Source organism: Brevibacterium sp. CSND-B09 (assembly GCF_052906525.1).
Window position 1 is genome coordinate 699,234 of record NZ_JBREGI010000001.1, and the last position, 19,274, is coordinate 718,507.

18 protein-coding genes are annotated in these 19,274 nt (G+C 65.7%); 7 read left to right on the forward strand and 11 right to left on the reverse strand.

Annotation, left to right across the window (positions count from 1 at the left end; translation table 11 throughout):
- Positions 1-66: 66 nt before the first annotated feature.
- Positions 67-1,437 (forward strand): isochorismate synthase, encoded by a 1,371-nt coding sequence (locus ACU4IU_RS03460; RefSeq protein ID WP_139468598.1) that lies wholly within the window; start codon positions 67-69, stop codon positions 1,435-1,437.
- A 57-nt stretch (positions 1,438-1,494) separates the two neighbouring features.
- On the opposite strand, the gene menD is transcribed toward ACU4IU_RS03460, so the two are convergent.
- A complete protein-coding gene (gene menD, locus ACU4IU_RS03465; protein WP_446655879.1) occupies positions 1,495-3,267 on the reverse strand; it encodes a 2-succinyl-5-enolpyruvyl-6-hydroxy-3-cyclohexene-1-carboxylic-acid synthase in 1,773 nt (590 codons plus the stop codon).
- Positions 3,268-3,326: 59 nt separating this feature from the next.
- On the opposite strand from menD, the gene ACU4IU_RS03470 reads away from it, so the two are divergent.
- Together ACU4IU_RS03470 and ACU4IU_RS03475 are read left to right on the forward strand one after the other, a co-directional pair.
- Positions 3,327-4,853: an alpha/beta hydrolase gene (locus tag ACU4IU_RS03470; RefSeq protein ID WP_446655880.1), complete on the forward strand. Its 1,527-nt coding sequence runs from the start codon at positions 3,327-3,329 to the stop codon at positions 4,851-4,853.
- A gap of 15 nt (positions 4,854-4,868) precedes the next feature.
- Positions 4,869-5,579, forward strand: a complete 711-nt coding sequence (locus ACU4IU_RS03475) for a hypothetical protein (protein ID WP_172173690.1) — start codon at positions 4,869-4,871, stop codon at positions 5,577-5,579.
- Positions 5,580-5,631: 52 nt separating this feature from the next.
- Here the strand turns inward: ACU4IU_RS03475 and ACU4IU_RS03480 are convergent, their stop codons facing one another.
- Positions 5,632-6,792 carry an o-succinylbenzoate synthase gene (locus tag ACU4IU_RS03480; protein ID WP_446655881.1) on the reverse strand — a complete coding sequence of 387 codons (1,161 nt, stop codon included), beginning with the start codon at positions 6,790-6,792 and terminating at the stop codon, positions 5,632-5,634.
- A gap of 112 nt (positions 6,793-6,904) precedes the next feature.
- Here ACU4IU_RS03480 and ACU4IU_RS03485 point away from each other — a divergent pair, with 112 nt between their 5' ends.
- Genes ACU4IU_RS03485 through ACU4IU_RS03495 form a run of 3 tightly spaced genes read left to right on the forward strand, consistent with a single transcriptional unit; the run spans position 6,905 to position 10,054 of the window.
- On the forward strand, positions 6,905-7,825 hold the full coding sequence (locus ACU4IU_RS03485) for a 1,4-dihydroxy-2-naphthoyl-CoA synthase (protein WP_062861280.1): 921 nt from the start codon (positions 6,905-6,907) through the stop codon (positions 7,823-7,825).
- Positions 7,826-7,850: 25 nt separating this feature from the next.
- The gene (locus tag ACU4IU_RS03490; protein ID WP_139468602.1) at positions 7,851-9,083 is read left to right on the forward strand and encodes an AMP-binding protein; all 1,233 of its coding nucleotides are present in this window, start codon (positions 7,851-7,853) and stop codon (positions 9,081-9,083) included.
- A gap of 38 nt (positions 9,084-9,121) precedes the next feature.
- Positions 9,122-10,054, forward strand: coding sequence for a 1,4-dihydroxy-2-naphthoate polyprenyltransferase (locus ACU4IU_RS03495; protein WP_062861278.1), 933 nt, complete (start codon positions 9,122-9,124; stop codon positions 10,052-10,054).
- A gap of 137 nt (positions 10,055-10,191) precedes the next feature.
- Here ACU4IU_RS03495 and ACU4IU_RS03500 read toward each other — a convergent pair whose 3' ends face one another.
- Positions 10,192-10,482, reverse strand: coding sequence for a DUF4229 domain-containing protein (locus tag ACU4IU_RS03500; protein ID WP_101546796.1), 291 nt, complete (start codon positions 10,480-10,482; stop codon positions 10,192-10,194).
- 84 nt (positions 10,483-10,566) lie between these two features.
- Between ACU4IU_RS03500 and ACU4IU_RS03505 the strand changes: the two genes are divergently transcribed.
- Positions 10,567-11,010, forward strand: coding sequence for a PLD nuclease N-terminal domain-containing protein (locus ACU4IU_RS03505; RefSeq protein ID WP_139468603.1), 444 nt, complete (start codon positions 10,567-10,569; stop codon positions 11,008-11,010).
- 515 nt (positions 11,011-11,525) lie between these two features.
- Here the strand turns inward: ACU4IU_RS03505 and ccsB are convergent.
- The 8 genes from ccsB to hemB form a co-directional block, all read right to left on the reverse strand.
- A complete protein-coding gene (gene ccsB / locus ACU4IU_RS03510; RefSeq protein ID WP_434594348.1) occupies positions 11,526-12,530 on the reverse strand; it encodes a c-type cytochrome biogenesis protein CcsB in 1,005 nt (334 codons plus the stop codon).
- Between the two features lie 155 nt (positions 12,531-12,685).
- Entirely contained in the window at positions 12,686-14,353 is a 1,668-nt protein-coding gene (gene resB / locus ACU4IU_RS03515; RefSeq protein ID WP_446655882.1) for a cytochrome c biogenesis protein ResB, read from the reverse strand.
- Positions 14,353-15,117 (reverse strand): cytochrome c biogenesis CcdA family protein, encoded by a 765-nt coding sequence (locus tag ACU4IU_RS03520; RefSeq protein ID WP_139468605.1) that lies wholly within the window; start codon positions 15,115-15,117, stop codon positions 14,353-14,355. Before ACU4IU_RS03520 ends, resB begins: the two co-directional genes overlap by 1 nt.
- On the reverse strand, positions 15,114-15,713 hold the full coding sequence (locus ACU4IU_RS03525) for a TlpA family protein disulfide reductase (RefSeq protein WP_139468606.1): 600 nt from the start codon (positions 15,711-15,713) through the stop codon (positions 15,114-15,116). Before ACU4IU_RS03525 ends, ACU4IU_RS03520 begins: the two co-directional genes overlap by 4 nt.
- Complete coding sequence (locus ACU4IU_RS03530; protein WP_139907264.1) at positions 15,710-16,351, reverse strand: histidine phosphatase family protein; 642 nt, start codon at positions 16,349-16,351, stop codon at positions 15,710-15,712. Before ACU4IU_RS03530 ends, ACU4IU_RS03525 begins: the two co-directional genes overlap by 4 nt.
- The gene (hemL, locus tag ACU4IU_RS03535; RefSeq protein WP_446655883.1) at positions 16,348-17,709 is read right to left on the reverse strand and encodes a glutamate-1-semialdehyde 2,1-aminomutase; all 1,362 of its coding nucleotides are present in this window, start codon (positions 17,707-17,709) and stop codon (positions 16,348-16,350) included. The genes ACU4IU_RS03530 and hemL overlap by 4 nt, the downstream gene beginning before the upstream one ends.
- 69 nt (positions 17,710-17,778) lie before the next feature.
- On the reverse strand, positions 17,779-18,246 hold the full coding sequence (locus ACU4IU_RS03540; RefSeq protein WP_181271822.1) for a MarR family winged helix-turn-helix transcriptional regulator: 468 nt from the start codon (positions 18,244-18,246) through the stop codon (positions 17,779-17,781).
- On the reverse strand, positions 18,246-19,274 hold the full coding sequence (gene hemB / locus ACU4IU_RS03545; protein WP_446655884.1) for a porphobilinogen synthase: 1,029 nt from the start codon (positions 19,272-19,274) through the stop codon (positions 18,246-18,248). Before hemB ends, ACU4IU_RS03540 begins: the two co-directional genes overlap by 1 nt.

Below are 19,274 nucleotides of genomic sequence, written 5' to 3' on the forward strand. Positions count from 1 at the left end.
CACCCGAACCGGGAGGGCGAATCCGGATCCCTGGTACTCGCGATCCTCAACTAGAATCGAGGCGACATGACTACGACTTTCGGCACTTCCGACATCCTCTCCGCCCCTCCGCGCCTGCATGTGCGGTCCCGTTTCGTCGACGATGTCGATCCGGGGCCCGGCTTCCCCTTCGAATCGGGACTGCCCACGACCGTGGAGCAGACGCTCGAACTGCTGCCCACCGACGGCTTCTCCTGCTGGGTCCGTGACACCTCCGGCCTCATCGGCTTCGGCCGCACTCTGCGCATACGGGCCCGCGGCCCCGAGAGGTTCACCGAACTCTCGGATGCGTGGAAGGCCATCACCGAGGCGGCTGAGATCGAGGATGAGGTCGATCTGCTCGGTTCCGGACTCATGTGCTTTGCCACGGTCGCCTATTCGGGGGAATCCGCGGTCGATTCGATCATCCATGTCCCCGAATTCGTCCTCGGCCGCCGCGGCGGCCGCGTGTGGCTGACCTCGATCTCGACGGCCGAGGTACCTCCCCTGCCGCCGATCCTCCATGCCGAACCGCTGCAGCGCGTGCACTCGGCCCATGCCGAAGCCGGCGAGCTCGATCCCGACAAATGGTCCCGGCTCGTCGAGCAGGTCGCCGCCATGCTCACTCCGATCGACAATTCGGCGGAGGTGGACGCATTCTCGGATGATCCGACTCTGCGCAAGATCGTCCTCGCCCGCGACGAGGTCGTCACCACCGGAGAGGACATCGACGTGCGTGCGGTGCTCGGTGCGCTCAACCGCAGCTACCCGAGCTGTTGGACCTTCGACATCGCCGGTCTCATCGGGTCGACCCCGGAGCTGCTCATCGGGGTCGAGAACAACAGAGTGACCTCACGAGTGTTGGCCGGAACCTACCGGGTGGAGAAGAACCCGATGGAGGAGATGCCGGCGGCTCGGAAGCTGCTGAGCGCGCACAAGGACAGCACCGAACATGCGTTCGCCATCGCCTCGCTGCAGCGCAGTCTGGGTTCGGTCGCCGAGGATGTCACCGTCGATGAGCGCCCCCACCTGCTGCCTTTGGCCAATGTCATCCATTCGGCCTCCGATGCGCAGGCGAACCTCTCCCCCGATTCCGGGCTCACCGCCCTCGACGTCGCCGCAGCGGTCCACCCCACTGCCGCCGTCGGCGGCTACCCGCAGGCGAGCGCCGTGGCCCGCGTCGATGAGCTCGAACCCCTCGACCGCGGCCGCTACTCCGGTCCCGTGGGATGGATGGACGGGCGCGGCAACGGCCAGTTCGGCATCGCCCTGCGCTGCGGCCAGCTCGAGGACCGCAACCGCATCCGACTGTATGCCGGTGCCGGGATCATGCCGGATTCGGATCCCGCCACCGAGGTGGCCGAGACGAACGCGAAGCTGGCCCCGATGCGCCGGGCGCTCGGTCTCGACCGAGACTGACTTCTCGCGCTCACCGCACCTCCCCTGCTTTCGGAAGACCGGTGAGAGTTCCGTCGCCTAGTGCGGTGCCGTCACCTCGATGATGCGACGGGCACCGGCGTCTCGCTGTCCGTCGATGCGGCCGAGAGCCGCTTCGAATTCCTCAGCGCTGGTCACCTGTTCGTGATCCCATCCGTACCCTGCAGCGAGGTCGGCGAAACCGCGACCGTGGGGAACGGTGAAATATCGTTCTAAGAAACCTTCGAGGTGGGGCTGGGAATGTTCGAGCCCGGAGAAGATCGCTCCCCCGTCGTCGTTGAGCACGACGATCGTCACGTCACCGGCATCCTCGGTGCTCGGGGTGAGCAGTCCTCCGATGTCGTGGAGCATGGCGATATCACCGATGAGCAGGACGACCGGCTCCCCCAGGCCCAGCGACAGTCCTGTCGCCGTCGAGATCAGTCCGTCGATTCCGGCGAGTCCGCGTGAGGCGTGGATGCGGGCGCGGATATCGGTGGCGTCGCTGAGATAGCGCACCGAGTTCGAGCTGGCAACGAAGAGAGTGATGTCCTGGGCGGCCAAATGCTCAGTGACCCTCCGCGCCGTCGCCTGGAAATCCTTCGCCGAGGCGGCACCCGGGTTCTCTCCCTTGTCCGGTTCCGGGGATCGTTCCGCAGACCGCTCTGTTCGTGCGGCTGCGACAAGCGACGTCCCGGCGTCGATCCAGGCGCGCACCCAGGTCTCCCCCGAGGCGGCGGTGCCCTGCGTCTCGCCCGCAGCCGTCTCGTCGTCCGCGACGGTTCTCTCGTCGCGGACGGTCAGGTCGAATGCATCGACGGCGTCGGGAATGCGCTGCACGGTCACGGTTTCGTCGGCGAGCAAAGCGGCGACGGGCCTGGTCAGGGTCGGTTTTCCGTGGACGATGACGGTGCGGATCGACTCGCGCAGCTCGGAGTGTTCGCTGAGCACGCGGGCATGGGCGGGCACGAGGGTCGACGCTTCGGCCGCTTCTGTGGCCGACGAGTTCGAATGATCGGCAGAGGTGCGGGCCAGCGGGCTCGAGGGTTCGGCCAGCACCGGAAGATGATGATCAGCGGCGAGCGCGCGCAGGGACTCGGCCGAATGCCCGCCTGCGTCTCCGGCAACGATGACGGTTCCTTCGGTCACGGTGATACCGAGGTTCGGATGAGACTCCGACGCGGTTGTGGTCGTGGTCGAACGTTGCCCGGCGCCGTTCCCAACCTGTTCGACGATCTCGTTCTTCCACGTGTCCAGCTCGTTCGGGGTGGGAACCAAGGGGGTGTCGAACTGCACATTGATTTGGACGGGGCCGGCCGCCTCGGTGCCGGTGTCCCTGCGTGATCCCAATGCTGCGGCCACGGCGTCTGACATCGCTCGGTGGACCGCCTCCGCGGTCTCACCGGCGGATATATCGAACCGGGCGCGGACATCGCTGAGCACCTGCGACTGGTCATCGATGGTCTGGTTGGCTCCGGTGCCGCGCAGCCGAGCGGGACGATCCGCGGTGAGCGCCAGCAGCGGCACGTGCCCGTACGAGGCCTCGAGGACGGCGGGATGGAGATTGGCCACGGCCGAGCCGGACGTCGTCACGACCGCCACGGCGGACTCACAGCCGCGCGCACGCAGACCGCGGGCCAGGCCGAGGGCGAGGAAGGCGGCATCACGCTCATCGACGCGCACGTGAGTGCGGATGAGCCCCGCCTCGGCGAGCGGAGCCAGTGCATAGACCAAGGGGGCGGACCGTGAACCGGGGGCGAAGACGACATCACTGACCCCGGAATGGACCAGGCTTCGGGCAATCTGCTGCGCCACCGCGCTCGAATTCGACATCACCTGTTATTCAACCACCTGACCACCTGTGGTTCACCTCCGCCCTCTAACCTCGAAAAATGCGCCGCTCGTTGATCATTGCGATGGGAGCACGAGCCATCCGCACTCTGACCGCGGCCCGCTCCCATCGCGGACGCTATCCCGCCCGCGACCAGACCACCTCCTTCCTCGGCCCCGAACCCCGCGGGAAGGACGCCCGGACCTGGCATATCCGGGACAAACGGAAACTCTCGCCGAGGCTGCGCGAATTCTTCCTCTACTCCCCCGCGCTCGGTCGCACCGTCGGCGTGCGTGTGCTGCTGCCGGGGATTCCCGCCGAGGTCAGCCCCGTCATCCACCTCTTCCACGGAGGCGGCGATGATTTCCGGTCGTGGACGGATTTCGGATCCGCCGAGGAGCTCACCCTCGACTCCCCGTACCTCGTCGTCATGCCCGACGGCGGAGCAGGAACCTATTCGCGTCTGGCTGTCGGCAGCAAGGTCCACGACTGGCCGCGATTTCATACCGAGGAGATCCCGGCGTTCCTCAAGGCGAACTTCTCCGTCGACTGGGCGCCTGCCAGCCAGCTGGTGGCGGGGCTGTCGATGGGCGGGTACGGGGCGATGAAGTACGCGGCCTGGCATCCCGACAGGTACGGATCGGCCGCCGCGTTCTCCTCTCCTCTGGATCCCCTGTCGACCGTGCCCGCCTTCGACATCATCGCGATGCGCGAAGGCGCGCGATCACTGAGCCTGTTCGGCGATCCCGCTCTCGACCGCAGCGAATGGCTGGCGAATTCCCCGTACGCTCTGGCCGAGAACCTCCGCGGCCTCGACCTGTGGTTCAGCGCCGGTTCCGGCAGCCTCGAAGGGGCGAAGGATCGCGACCTTCTGGAGTCGATGATCAGCTCGCAGGGCGAGCGCTTCTCTGCCCGTCTCAACTCCCTCGGCATCCGCCATTCCTGGTTTCCGCGCACCAGCGGCCTGCACAACTGGACGAGCTGGGAACGGGAACTCGGGGCGTGGCTGAAGACCCTCGCCAGGCGGCGCAACTATGCGAGTTCGGATCGTCGTCGGACAGATCGCGTGGCCGATGGCGGACAGTTCACCTTCCTCACCGGCCATGCCCTCTTCGACATCCATGGGTGGCGGGTGGAGATCTCCCGTCGTCGCGCGCAGGTGGTGCGCTTCGACGCCGTCAGCGCCGCCGGCTTCTCCCTGACCGGGACCGGCAGCTTCCGTGTGCGCACTCCCGGTCTCTTCGATCCCGGCCGCCGCTACGACATCAGCGTGTCCGGTCCCAGCGGGGACAATGCCTATCAGCAGAAGGCCGACAAGAAAGGGCGGCTGACATTCACCGGCCGCCTGGCCGCGGCCATGCACGATCCGATCATCCCCGGAAAGCGCACCGCTCATTTCGCCACGCTGGGACAGGACGAGGTGACCACGGTGAGGATCGCCTCGGCACCGGTCGACGCAACGGTCGATGGCGAAAGGTCCACAGCCGATGTTCCAGATCCGTCACAGACAGAATCCACGGACGATCCCACTGGCGTCTATATTGAGAGCGGTCGCGAATCGACGGCCGCTGATTCTTCAGAACGCTGACTCGAGAGGTCAACCATGAAACGCATACTCCCAGCCATCGCTCTTTTCGCCGGACTCTCCCTCGTCGGCTGCACGGGTGGAGGAGACAAGCCGGACCAGGCTGACGGCGGCGGTGACTCCTCGCAGGCGTCAGCCGAAGAGACCCCGCAGGCAAGCAAACTCGATGAGGCGAAGCTCAAGGAGATCCTTGAGTCGACCAAGGCCGAGGGTCAGTCGTTCAAGGCCGTCGACGGTGCCGGCAATTCCTCCAGCGAGGCCGTCAAGGCCCTGGAGAGTTCTGAGTTCGAACCGGCCAAGTGCAAAGACATCACCATGAACCTCCTCAACGCCAACCTCGCTTCCAAAGGCACCACGGTCGCTGGAACCTCCACCGACAACATCCTCTCCGCGGCACTGTCGAGCTATGACGATCTGGACGGCGCGCAGACCCAGATCGAGGGCGCCTCGAAGATCGCAGAAGAATGCAGCGATGTGAAGATCAAGACCGCCGGCGTCGAGATGTCGATGAAGTACAAGACCTTCGACGCCAAAGTCGACGGGGCAGACGAGACCAATGGAATCGTCGCCTCCGTCGAGGCCGGCGGACAGACAGCCATGAACCTGCGCATGGTCTACGCCCTCGTCGGCAACAACGTCGTGGCCGTTTCCAATATCGCCGATGTCGAAGAGGCCACCGTGACGAAGACCGCCGGTGCCTTCGTCGACGCGGTGAAGAACGCAGGCTGACCCGGTTCGCCCGCGAGTCGATTCAGGCGGTATCAGTTCAATCAGAATCGGCTCAGTCTCGCAGGGCGCTCCAGCAATCCTGGAGCCGGTCGGCCCACCACGCGAATCGTCCCGGATCCACCGCCAGCTGCTCCAGGCGGTCAGGGTCCGGGACGATTCGCGTGACCGGGATGGCGCCGTCGACCGGAGTCAGGGCCGCCTCCTCCGCGACGACATCGGCGGTGAAGAGGCGCCCGGTGCCCAGCCCGCAGGCCACCCGATCGCCGAGGATGTCCCGGCTGCGATCGGTGCGAGGCAGTCTGGCGGCGAGTTCGGCTCCGGCGGCCAGGCCGACGGATGACTCAAGAGCCGAGGACACGACAGCAGGCAGGCCCGAAGCGCCGATGACTTCGAGGGCGGCGCCGATCCCGCCCAGCGGCTGGACCTTGACGATGATGACCTCGGCCGCTCCGAGTTCGGCCACGCGCAGCGGGTCCTCGGCTTTGCGGATGGATTCGTCGGCGGCGATGACGATCGGCAGTCCTCGCCGGGCAAGCTCAGCGCGCAGTTCGGCCAGCTGCTCGACCTCGGGCACCGGCTGTTCGAAGTATTGGATATCGAACTCGGCAAATGTCTCACAGGCATCAAGGGCCTCGCTGAGCGTGTAACCGGCATTCGCGTCCAGGCGCAGCGTCGTCTCGGGGTAGAGCCTGCGGAATTCCCGTAGGCGTGTCAGATCCTCGTCAAGGGAGGCGAATCCGTACTCGGCGACCTTCGCCTTGACGGTACCGACCCGGTCATAGCGCGACAGGATCGGTGCGACCTGATCAGGTGGACAGGCGGGCAGGGTGCCGTTGACGTCGACGGTCTCACCGCTCGTCCCCGCCTCAACCTGCGCCGGAAAGGAACCGCGCACGGGAACGGTGGAGGGGGCCGCCTCGGCGAGGCCGGTCTTCTGCGGGATCAGCCCGGAGAATTCGAGGGAGGCACGCAGCCACCGGCTGGCCTCCTCGGTGCCGTATTCGACGAACGGGGAGAACTCCGCCCACCCGGAGGGGCCGGTGAAGAGCGCCACTTCTCGCTCCGTGATCCCCCGGAACCGGGTGACCATCGGCAGCCGCACCACATGCAGGTCCTCGATGACCTCCTCGAAGCGCCGCGGCAGATCAAGAAGTGCGGCAGCCGGAGCCTCTGAGTCCAGTGCGCCAGGGTGCGAACGTGCGAAATCGGCCATGAGCCCAGACTAACCTCCGCCGATCCTGCCACTCCTGTCTGCCGTTCGGAACCTCACCGTCCGCCGCCCGGCCCCGAACCTGACCTCAACGACCAAGCGCTAGGCTGGGGTCATGACGGTTTCTGAAATCTTCGACCCTTCTGCTTGGCGCGAAGTCTCCGGCTTCGACTTCACCGATATCACTTACCATCGGGCCATCGACCCCGCCACCGGCAACGACATCGGCTGTGTGCGCATCGCCTTCGACCGCCCAGAAGTCCGCAATGCCTTCCGTCCGCACACCGTCGACGAGCTCTACCGCGCCCTCGACCATGCCCGCCAGACCTCCGACGTCGGCGCCGTGCTGCTCACCGGCAACGGCCCGAGCGAGAAGGACGGCGGTTGGGCCTTCTGCTCCGGCGGCGACCAGCGCATCCGCGGCCGCTCCGGTTACCAGTACGCCTCCGGTGAGACCCGTGAAAGCGTCGATCCGGCTCGTGCCGGCCGCCTCCACATCCTCGAGGTCCAGCGCCTCATCCGCACCATGCCGAAGGTCGTCATCGCCGTCGTCCCCGGCTGGGCAGCCGGCGGAGGCCACAGCCTCCACGTCGTCTGCGATATGACGATCGCCTCACGCGAACACGCGAAGTTCAAGCAGACCGATGCCGATGTCGGCTCCTACGACGCCGGCTACGGTTCCGCCTACCTGGCGAAGATGGTCGGGCAGAAGAAAGCCCGCGAGATCTTCTTCCTCGGCCGCACCTACTCCGCGCAGGAGATGGCCGATATGGGTGCCGTCAACGAAATCGTCGACCACGCCGATCTCGAGACCGCAGCCCTGCAGATGGCGCGGGAGATCCTGGGCAAGTCACCGAACGCGCAGCGCATGCTCAAGTTCGCCTTCAACCTCGTCGACGACGGGCTCGTCGGCCAGCAGGTCTTCGCCGGCGAAGCCACCCGACTGGGCTATATGACCGACGAGGCGGTCGAGGGCCGCGACGCCTTCCTCGAAAAGCGCGATCCCGACTGGTCGCCGTTCCCCTGGTACTACTGAGCGGCCGGTTCCCATAACTGTGTCCATGCGCGAACTCAGCCCTCACGAGCTGCCCGAGGCGATTGATCGGGCACTGACCAGGACCTCGATCCTCATCCTCCCCTCGGATCGGGACGGTGCCGTCACCGAGGCGTCCCCCGGCAAGTGGGCAGGACCTGTTCCCGCTCCGGCCCTCATCCTCTTCACCTCCGGGTCGACAGGGAAGGCGAAAGCGGTGGCGTTGTCAGCTGACGCGCTGACAACCTCGGCCCGGGCGACCGAACGGTTCCTCTCGGGGCCGGGTGACTGGCATCTGTGCCTGCCGGTCAACCACATCGCCGGGTTCCAAGTCGAACTGCGCGCCCGTCTGGCGGGCCGCGCCCCGGTCAGGGCCGCCTCGGCGAGGTTCACCGCCCAGTCCTTCGCCGCCGAGGTCGCGACTCTGCTGGAACGGGCGGGCGACCGACCGACGTACACCTCGCTCGTGCCCACCCAGCTCCACCGCATCCTCGAGGACGACGCGGCGACCGCTGCAGCCGCACGGATCACGCACATCCTCCTCGGCGGGGCGGCGATCTCACCGTCCCTGCTCGAGCGTGCCGAGGCCGCGGGCCTGGCGATCGTACGGACCTACGGGATGAGCGAGACGGCGGGCGGCTGCGTCTATGACGGGGTTCCGTTCGACGGCGTCGACGTCACCATCACCGAGGCGGGAACGATCGATCTGAGCGGCCCCGTCGTCGCCGACGGCTACGTCGAGATCGGCATCGATGGAACCATCAGACCGGTCGAGTCCCCCGCCTTCACCGTCGACGAGGCGGGACGGCGGATCATGCACACCAGCGATCTGGGCCGGATCGACTCCGGTGTGCTCAGCGTGCTCGGTCGAGCCGACGACATCATCGTCTCCGGGGGCACGAACGTCTCCCCGCACGCCCTGGAGACCGGCCTGCTGCCGAGCTGGCAGAAGGCGGGAATCGAGGAGATGCTCGTGACCTGGGTGCCCGACGAGGAATGGGGCAGACGGATCGTCGCGCTCGTTCGCCTCGCCGACGGCGGAGGTGGTGTCGGAGCCGAGGATCCGCAAGAATCGGCACAGAGACTCAACGCCCTCGATCACGGGATGACGGGGCAGCTGCTGCCGCAGCTCGTCTTCGCGGTCGCCGAGATTCCGAACCGGTCGATCGGCAAACCCGATCGCCAGGCGGCGGCCCGCATCGCCGCCGATCTCATCGCGCGTGATGCGAATACCCATACCGGTGAACTACCGGTAACATAAGACGGCTCCACAATTCGACAGGAAGGTGAGCGAGGACTATGGCTGATGCCGCCCAGTGGATTTCTGGAGCTCGACTGCGAACTCTGCCCCTGGCTCTCGCACCCGTCCTCATCGGAACCGGCGCCGCGATCGGATCGCTCGGCGGATTCACCGCCTTCATCCTCGACGACATCTCGGGCAAGGACGACCACGTCAGCTTCGGACAGATCCTGCTGCGCGGATTCCTCGCTCTCCTCGTCTCCCTGTGCCTGCAGATCGGCTCGAACTACGCCAACGACTACTCCGACGGCATCCGCGGCACCGATGACGAACGTGTCGGACCAGTCCGTCTCACCGCGACCGGACTGGCCGAACCTCACGAGGTCAAACGGGCCGCCTTCATCTTCTTCGGCCTGGCCGGAGTCGCGGGCATCGTGCTCATCCTCATTTCACAGGCCTGGTGGTTCCTCGTCGTAGGAGCCGCAGCCGTCGCCGCCGCCTGGTTCTATACCGGGGGCAAACGACCATATGGCTATATGGGCCTCGGCGAGGTCTTCGTGTTCGTGTTCTTCGGGCTCGTGGCGACCTTGGGCACGATGTGGATGCAGGTCGGTCATCTCAGCCTCAGCGGCTGGGCCGGTGCCGTGGCAATCGGGTCTCTGGCCTCGGCTGTGCTGATGGTCAACAACCTCCGCGATATCCCGACAGACATCGAGGCAGACAAGATCACCCTGGCCGTGAGGATGGGCGACAATGCCGCACGCATCGCCTATGCGGTGCTCGTGCTGCTGCCATTCGCGCTGCTGGCGCTGGCGATCCTCGACGGACATCCCGCCGTGGCCTTGGCGATCCTTGCCCTCGTCCCAGCACTCAACCCACTCAAGACGGTGCTCAGCGGCACAACGGGCCCTGGCCTGATTCCGCCGATCAAATCCACTGGATTGACCGGTTTGGCCTTCTCCGCACTGATGGGTCTCGGCCTGGCACTCTGAGGCATTTCAGTGCTGACGCCTGGCGTTCCAAGGCTCAGCCGCCTGGCGTTCCAAGGATCAGCGCGCTGAAAGGCCCCAGCTCATTCGGATCTGAGCCGGCTCAGCCGAGCCGCAGCTCATTCGGCTGAGCCACAAGTTCATTTGGACTGGTCGCCGTCTTCTCCAAGGCGCTCCTCGACGATCTCGTCTTCTGCCGCTTCATCGGCGCCGACGCGCTTGGGCTTGGAGGCTCGCTTGGCGACCTTCGCTTCGATCTCGGTCGCTGCTTGGGCGCGCATCTTGCCGAGCAAGAGGTAGCTCAGCAGCGCGCCGATGATGATGGCGGCGATCGCCATGACGAGATTGAAGCCGAGGAACGGGAACAGAACGAGGCCGGCGGCGATGATGAGGCCGAAGCGAGCGAGTGTGTAGAGCCAGAAGGTGCGCATTGAACTCATTTTAGCCTCCGATCGTGACAGTCTTGTCACCGCCCGCTGGAGGCCGCGCTCAGGTTGGTGGACTATCCTTGTTGCATGGCTCGACTACTCATTGCCGCGATCGTCCTGGCGGCAGCGGTGACACTGTACGGACTCTTCGATTGCCTGTTGCGCGATCGGGGTCTGATTCGAGTCCTGCCCAAACCCGTATGGGCACTCATCATCCTCTTCATCCCCGTCCTCGGGTTCATCCTCTGGTATCTGTTCGGACGCGGTTCGGAAGACAAGCCCACCCGCGGCACCCGCCCTCGCGGTCAGGTCGCCCCGGATGATGATCCGGACTATCTGCGACAGGTCGATCGCGAACTCAAGCTCGGCAAGCATGCGCCTCCGGCTCAGGACAACGACGAGAAGGAATCTCCGCGCGATGATTCTGGCAAGCCGGAAGATGACGGCGATCCCGCTGATTCCTCCGCTGATACGTCAGCCGATTCTGATGACCGGGGCACCAAGGGCGACGGCCGCGGCCGCTCGAACTGAGCACATCCTCGGCGCACTTTCGCCTCATCGGTGCGAGACCATCTTCGCGTTCTGACGTCTCCGGCGAGCTCGACCATCCTCGCGTGCTGACGCCTCTGCCGTGCGAGATCATCCTCGTGTGAAGACGTCTCCGCGGTAAGAGGCCCCTCGACTGCCAGCTGCTGCCGTGAAGCAGACAAGTCTTCGCGGACAAGCAGCTTCCCGCTCTCACCCCCTGCCGCAGCCGCGCCGCACTGCCGCTGTTCGACAACGGCATCGATATCGCAGGCGCGTTGCCATGCTGCGATTCAACTAATAGTCATTGCTTTCTCTGAAATACACACTGAGGAACGTCGTGATTTCAGAGCAGCCCGAGCCGAAACGGTCGTCCGCCGCCAGATCACGGCATCGAATCAGCACGCAAACGGCCCAGTCTGAGGCGGAGAGCCCTGTTTCAAACATGGGCTGTTCGCCTCAGACTGGGCCGTCAGCAGAATTCGGCTACGTCAGAGCGGCCTTGAGAGCGACCCCGCGCCTCAGTCGAGCCCGGAGTACGAGTGCAGGCCGTTGAAGTACATGTTGACGACGGTGAAGTTGAAGATCACCGAGGCGATGCCGATGAGGTTGAGCACAGCCACCTTCGTCGGGCCCCAACCGCGGGTCGCACGAGCGTGCAGGTACGCGGCGTAGATGACCCAGACGACGAACGTCCAGATCTCTTTGGAGTCCCAGCCCCAGTAACGGCTCCAGGCCACTTCGGCCCAGATGGCACCGGCGATGAGTGTGAACGTCCAGGTGATGAAGCCGACTGCCGCGATCCGGTAGGAGATCCGCTCGAGGTCGGTGCTCGAGGGCAGACGGTGGAGGAACCGCAGCCACTTCGGATCCTTGGTCTCGTGCACGCTCTTCAGGATCTGGAAGACCGCCAGGATCGCAGAGATGTAGAGGAGGGAGGTCGAGAGGATCGCGATCGGCACGTGGATGGCGATCCAGTACGAATCCAGCGCCGGGATGAGCTTCGCGGCAGGCGTGTAGAAGACGGTGATCGCCAGTCCCAGGCACAGCAGCACTCCCCCGGAGACGAATGTTCCCAGGTAGCGCACGTCCTTCTTCGTCAGCACGACGAGGAAGACGATGACGGTGATCGCGGTGGCGGTGAGGACGTACTCCATCATGTTGCCCCACGGCACGCGGGAGACAGACAGGGCACGAGTGAGCACGCCGCCGACGTGCAGCAGCATGGCGAGCACGAGCAGCGAGGTGCCGATGCGGGCGCCCCGGTGCTTGTTCTTCCGGGACGACTTCACCGTCGCGGAGTCGTCATCACCGGGCCGGTCGAGGACGGCAGTCGTCGCCGTCTTCCGGTTCGTCCGCCGCACCGTGGTGGCCTTGGCCGAGGTGGCGACCTCGGCTTCGGAGGTCTTGAGCTCACGCGCGCCGAAGAGATCGAAGGCGTAGAAGATCATGGCGACGGCGTAGACGATCATCGCCGAGATGATCAGCTGGTTCGACCACATTGCGAGGTCAGTGTTGACGTCCATTCATCCTCCGCACCGCTGAAGTGCTCTTCAGTCGCAGGTTGCTGCTGCCAGACTCTCTGTCTGACCATATGTCGGTGCGCGCGCTGCCGACTCCGTGACGAAGCCACCGGCGACGCGCACTCCGCGGCTATTCTACTCCGCGTAGTACTTCGGGTTCATCTTTCGTCGTCGTCACCGTGCTCACCCTCATCGGGTTCCGGATCGCGCAGGTCCTTGACCAGGTCATCGACGGCACGCTCGACCATCGGATCCTCACCGCGGGCCAGGGCGGCCACCTCGGCGTCGCCGTTCTTGATCCGCACCCATACGCGTCGGCGGGGAATGAACAGGGACAGGCCGAGCCCAGCCAGGACAAGGATCGCGCTGATGAGCATGAGCGCCTGTGTCGGGTCCTGGGAGATGTCGACGGCGATGTACTTCTTGACTCCGTCGAAGGTCACCGAACCGCCGTTCGGCAGCTTCTGCGTCTCCCCCTCGGCGAGCTGGATGACGAGCGGGTTGCCCGACTCGTCGGTCATCTCCGTCATGTTCTCTGCGTCGAGGGAGTACACGGACTGCGGGACTCCGGAATCGAGGCCGAGGTCGCCGGTGTACCCGCTCATCACGAGGTAGGGGTTGCGCAGCTCGGCGAAGCTCGAGATCAGCTCACCATCCTCATTCTGCGCGGCCGTCGGCAGGAACACCCCGACGAAGCCCATCTGCGTGCCGGCCGAATCCGGGACCTTGATGACGCCCTCGGACGTGTATCCGGGGTCCCCGCCGTCCGGGATGAACACCTGCGGACCGGACTGGACGATATCGCCCTTCGCATCACGCACGGTCACCTCGGGGGCGTAGCCGTTGCCAGTGAGATAGACGCCGACGCCGCCCACGCGCACCGGTTCGTTGACCTTGAGGACGTGCGATTCGGTCGTCCCGTCCGCCGTCGTCGTCACCTTCGCATCAAATGTGCGCGGCTGACCGAACTGATTGCCCGCCGCCTGATCGTCGAAGGTGGAGGTGAAGGAATCGAGCTTGAGCCGGAAATCCGGCAGATTGTCGGCATCGTAGTAGGAGCCGGGCTCGAAGGAATCGTAGGAGACCAGCGAATTCGAGAACGTCTCCCCCTCGACGAGGATGCGCTGACCTTCGTAGCCGAACAGCGATCCGATCGCCATCGTCAGGGTCGCCATGAGCAGCGCGATGTGGAAGACGAGGTTGCCGGTCTCGCGGAGATAGCCGCGTTCGGCGGCGATGTGATCGGACTGCCGGTTGATGCGGTACCCCGACTTCTTCAGCCGGGCCTCCGCTGCATCGAGGAACGCCTCATCCGCATCCTCACGGGTGTCTGCGTCCGCCTGCGCCGAGGTGAAGGCGGCGTATCCGGGCATCCGGGACAGCCGCCTCGGTGCCTTGGGCGGGGACGAGCGCATCGCCTTCCAGTGCTGCTTCGTGCGCGGGATGATGCAGCCGACGAGGGAGATCATCAGCAGCAGGTAGATCGCGGAGAACCACACCGAGGAGTAGACGTCGAACATCTGGATCGTGTCGAGGAACTGCCCCCAGCCACCGTTGTTCTCCAGGAAGGTGTTCACCCGGCCCGGGTCCTGGATCCGCTGCGGCAACAGAGATCCCGGGATCGAGGCCAGGGCGAGGATGAGCAAGAGGATCAGTGCCACACGCATCGTCGTCAGCTGGGTCCAGGCCCACCGGCACATGCCGATGAACCCGAGCTGCGGCTGCGTCACGGTCGACTTCGCGGCAGGCTTGTCTCCCTGCTTCGCCGTCGTCTTCGCACCCGATTTCGGCTGCGTCTTCTCCGAGCCTTCGGTTGAGCCCGCCACTAGATCACCACTTCGAATCCATTGATGAGACCTTGCAGAGAGGTCATCCACATGTTCCATACGCCGCTGGCCATGAGCACACCGAGGATGATGAGCATGATGCCCCCGGCCCGCACGATCGCGGTCTGATGCTTCCGCACCCAAACGAGTCGCCCCGCGCCCTTGTGGATCGCCAGCGCCAGGAGGATGAACGGGATGCCCAAGCCCAGACAGTAGACGAAGGCCAACAGCGCTCCGCGCCAGATCATCCCGTCACCGCCGAAGCTCACAGACATGCTCAGCACCGCCGACAGGGTCGGTCCCACACAGGGCGCCCATCCGAGGGCGAAGGTCGCTCCGAGCACCGGTGCGCCCCAGAGTCCGGCCTTCGGTCTGGCGCGGATTCGACGTTCGTTCTGCAGCAGACCGAATCCGCCCATGAACACGAACCCGGCAAGGATGACGATGACGCCGAGGACGCGCAGGATGACCGACTGCCATTGGGAGAACAGCGCTCCCAGCGCGGAGAAGCTGGTCCCCAGCAGCACGAAGACGACGGTGAAGCCGAGGACGAACAGGCTGATGCCCACGACCACTCGCCACGTCTGCTTGTCCCTCAGCGATGATCCGGACAGCCCGGTGACGTACCCGACATAGCCGGGGACCAGGGGCAGCACGCACGGGGAGGCGAACGAGACGAGTCCGGCCAGGGCCGCTGCGCCGGCAGCCAGCAGCAGCGGGCCGGAGAGGACGGTCTGGGCGAAGTCCGCCCCGAGTCCACTCACTCGGCCAGCACGTCCTCGATGAGTCCCTTGAGAGTCGAGGCATCGATCTCACCGACGACTCTAGCCGCGGCGCGGCCCTTCGCGTCGAGGACCACCGTCGAAGGGGTGGCCTGCGGGGGCAGGACTCCGGAGAGCAGAGACACCATCTCACCGTTCGAATCGAGCATGTTCGGGTACGGCACCTGGTAATTCTGGATGAACGCGTTGGCCGCAGCCTCCTGGTCACGGACGTTGACGCCGATGAACTGCGCCTTGTCCCCGAATTCCTCGGACACGGACTTCAGGTCCGGGGCTTCCTTCCGGCACGGCGGGCACGCCGCGTACCAGAGGTTGACGACGACCGGGGTGGGACGCAGATCGGCCAGGGACATCGACTTTCCGTCGAGGGTCTCGAAGCTCAGATCGAGGGGTTCGCCGCGGTCCTCGGCCGCCACCTGCGAGACGACTCCCGAGCCGGAGACGTACCCCTGGTCGGATCCGGCCTGATCGGCCAGCTCATCGTTCTCGCTGCAGGCGCTGAGCGCCAAGGCCGTTCCGGCGGCGAGTGCCGAGGTGAAGAGGGCCCGACGGTTGAGGGAACGGCGTCCGAAGCTCATGCTCCCGCCACCGCGGTGCCCGGCTGCAGATCCGCACAGATGCTCTCATAGCTCACGGACACCAGTGTGGAGGAATCGAATGTGAAACTGGTGATAGAAGCCAGGTCACATTCGCGTCTGCGCGGGTCGTGGACGAGCGAACGTCCCTCCCCCGACAGGCGCGTCATCCAGATCGGCAGCTGGTGGGAGACGATGACTCCTTCGGCGTCCGGACCGTGGAGGTCGAGCTTGGCTCTCAGACTGGCCATCGCGGCCCGCATGCGCAGCACGATCTGCTTGTACGGCTCTCCCCAGGACGGGGTGAGAGGGTTGTAGAGGCGCACCAGGTTCTTCGGCTCGGCCAGCCGACGCGCATTGAGCTTCTGTCCCTCGAAGGAATTCGCCGCCTCGATGACCCGGTCGTCGTCGAACACAGGCAGGTCGAGGGACTTCGACAGCGGACGAATCGTCTGCTGTGCCCGCAGCAGCGGGGAGGCCACGAGTTCGACCGGACGAGTGGGCGCGGCGTGGAAGTGCTCGGCCACGCGCACGGCCATCTCGTGTCCGCGCTCGGTGAGACCGAAATGCGGCAGACGCCCGTAGAGGATGCCGTCGGGGTTGTCGACTTCGCCATGGCGGACGAGGTGGATGGTGGTCATGACTGCGCCATCCCGGCCTCCGGAACCGCGGCCGCTGCCTTGGCCGCCGCCGGCAGGGCGCTGATGATCCGGTCGAGGATCTCATCGGTGTGGGCGTAGGACAGGAACCAGGCTTCGAACGCGCTCGGAGGCATATGGATGCCCTGATCGAGCATGGCGTTGAAGAAGGCGGTGTAGCGGCCGACGTTCTGAGCCCGTGCCTGGTCGTAGTTCGTCACGTCGGTGTCGGTGAAGAACACGGAGAACATCGAGTTCGCCGACTGGATGACGTGGGCGACGCCCTCAGCTTCCAGGCTTGCAGCGACGGCCGGGCGCAGAATGTCCGCGGCACGACCGATATGCGAGTACACGTCGAGTTCGGTCGTCAGCTTGAGCGTGGCCAGACCGGCAGCGGTGGCCACCGGATTGCCCGAGAGCGTTCCGGCCTGGTAGACGGGGCCGGAGGGGGCGAGGTGGGCCATGATCTTGGCGCGACCGCCGAAGGCCGCTGCCGGGAAGCCGCCGCCCATGACCTTGCCGAAGGTGAACAGGTCGGCCGGGCCCTCCGGGTAGCCGAGAGTCTCGGACTCATAGCCGTACCAGCCGGCGGCGGAGACGCGGAAACCGGTCATCACTTCGTCGCTGATCATCAGCGCACCGTGGGCCTTGGTCAGCCGGCGGATGGTGTTCGTGAAACCGTCGCGGGGAGGCACGACGCCCATATTGCCGGGACTGGCCTCGGTGATGACGCAGGCGATGTCCTCACCGTGTTCGGCGAATACGGCTTCGAGACCGGCGGCGTCGTTGTAGTCGACAACGATCGTGTCCTGTGCCTGGGCTCCGGTGACTCCGGGTGTGTCGGGCAGAGAGAAGGTGGCCAGCCCGGAGCCGGCCTGGGCCAGCAGCGAGTCGACGTGACCGTGGTAGCAGCCGGCGAACTTCACGACCTTGGACCGTCCCGTGTAACCGCGGGCCAGACGGATCGCCGACATCGTCGCCTCGGTGCCTGAGGACACGAGGCGCACCTGGTCGACGGGATCGACGCGGCGCACGATCTCCTCGGCGAGTTCGACCTCACCGGTCGACGGGGTGCCGAAGGAGAATCCCTTGACGGCGGCTTCCTGGACGGCGGCGACGACCTCGGGGCGGGAGTGGCCCATGATCATCGGACCCCAGGATCCAATGAGGTCGATGTAGTCGTTGCCGTCGGCGTCGCGCAGCCACGCACCGGTCGCCTCGGTGATGAAACGGGGGGTGCCGCCGACGGCCTTGAACGCGCGGACCGGGGAGTTCACTCCACCGGGGATGACCGCCTCGGCGCGGGTGAAGAGGGCGGCGGACCGATCGGTGGTGTGACCGTTCGTCTCTGCTGTCGTCATGGTTCTCCTCTGATTCTTCGCGGGTCGGGTTTCGTCCCGGGATCGTTCTCAGTGATGCGTGGGGATGGCTCAGGAGCCGTCGATGTCTGTCATATGGTCGAAGACTTTGGTGAAGATCCGTCCCAGGGTCTCCATCTCCTCGGGGTCGAGGAGATCGACGAGGTGGCTGCGGACTCCGGCGACATGGTCGGGGGCCGCCGCCCGCAGCAGCTGCCAGCCGGCCTCGGTCATCACGCAGTTGACCCCTCGGCCGTCCTCGGGGATGGCGGAGCGTTCGAGCAGTCCGCGCTTCTCCATCCGGGCGACGCTGTGGGTCAGCCGCGATCGGGACATCGTCGTATCGGTGGCCAGCAGCGCCATCCGCATCGTCCGGTCGTCGTGTTCGGACAGACGCACGAGGATCTCGTATTCGGGCAGACCGATGCCGTGCTTCTCACGCAGCTCCTTGTCCAGCTGTGTGCTGAGCAGCTGAGAGCCGTTGAGGTAGCTGCGCCAGGCCCTCTGGTCAATTGCCGACAGCCAGCGAGGCTCGGTCATCACCGGCCTCCGTCGGCGCTGCGGTTCGACTGGTGGCCTGCGGCCTCGGACTGGAGGCGCTGGGCGACCTCGGTTGCCCAGTAGGTGAGGATCGCATCGGAACCGGCACGTTTGAAAGCGATGAGGGACTCCTCGATCGCCTTCTCCCGGTCGATGGCTCCGGCGGCGGCCGCGAATTCGATCATCGCGTATTCTCCGGACACCTGGTAGGTCCATACGGGCACGATGGATTCCTGGGCCACCTCGGCGAGCACGTCGAGATACGGCAGACCCGGCTTGACCATGACGATGTCGGCGCCTTCGGCCAGGTCGAGGCCGAGTTCGCGCAGCGCCTCGCGACCGTTCGCGGGATCCTGCTGGTAGGTCTTGCGGTCGCCCTTGAGCTCGGAGTCGACGGCTTCGCGGAAGGGACCGTAGAAGGCGGAGGCGTACTTCGCGGTGTAGCCCATGACGACGGTATCGGTGAATCCGGCGGCGTCGAGGGCTTCCCGGCAGTAAGCGACCTGGCCGTCCATCATGCCTGACAGCCCGAGCACCTCGGCCCCGGCGCGAGCTTGGGCCAGCGCCATCGAGGCGTAGCGGTCGAGGGTGGCGTCGTTGTCGACCGCACCGGCCTCGTCGAGGACTCCGCAGTGGCCGTGGGAGGTGTATTCGTCGAGGCACAGATCCGCCATGATCACGGTGTCATCGCCGAGTTCGCCGGCCAGCAGCGACAGCGCCCGGTTGAGGATGCCGTCGGGGTCATCGGCCTGTGAGCCGATCTCATCCTTGTGTTCGGGGATGCCGAAGAGCATGAGACCGCCGACTCCGGCCGCCACCGCTTCCCGGGCTGCCTCGAGCAGTGAGTCCATCGTGTGCTGGACGACTCCGGGCATTCCGCCCAGCGGCAGAGGTTCGCTCAGGCCCTCCTTGACGAACATCGGCAGGATGAGCTCGGTCGGGTGGAGTCGCACCTCGGAGACGAGGCGACGCAGGGCTGGGGTCGACCGCAGCCGACGGGGACGGACGGTTCCGGGAACCAATGACAT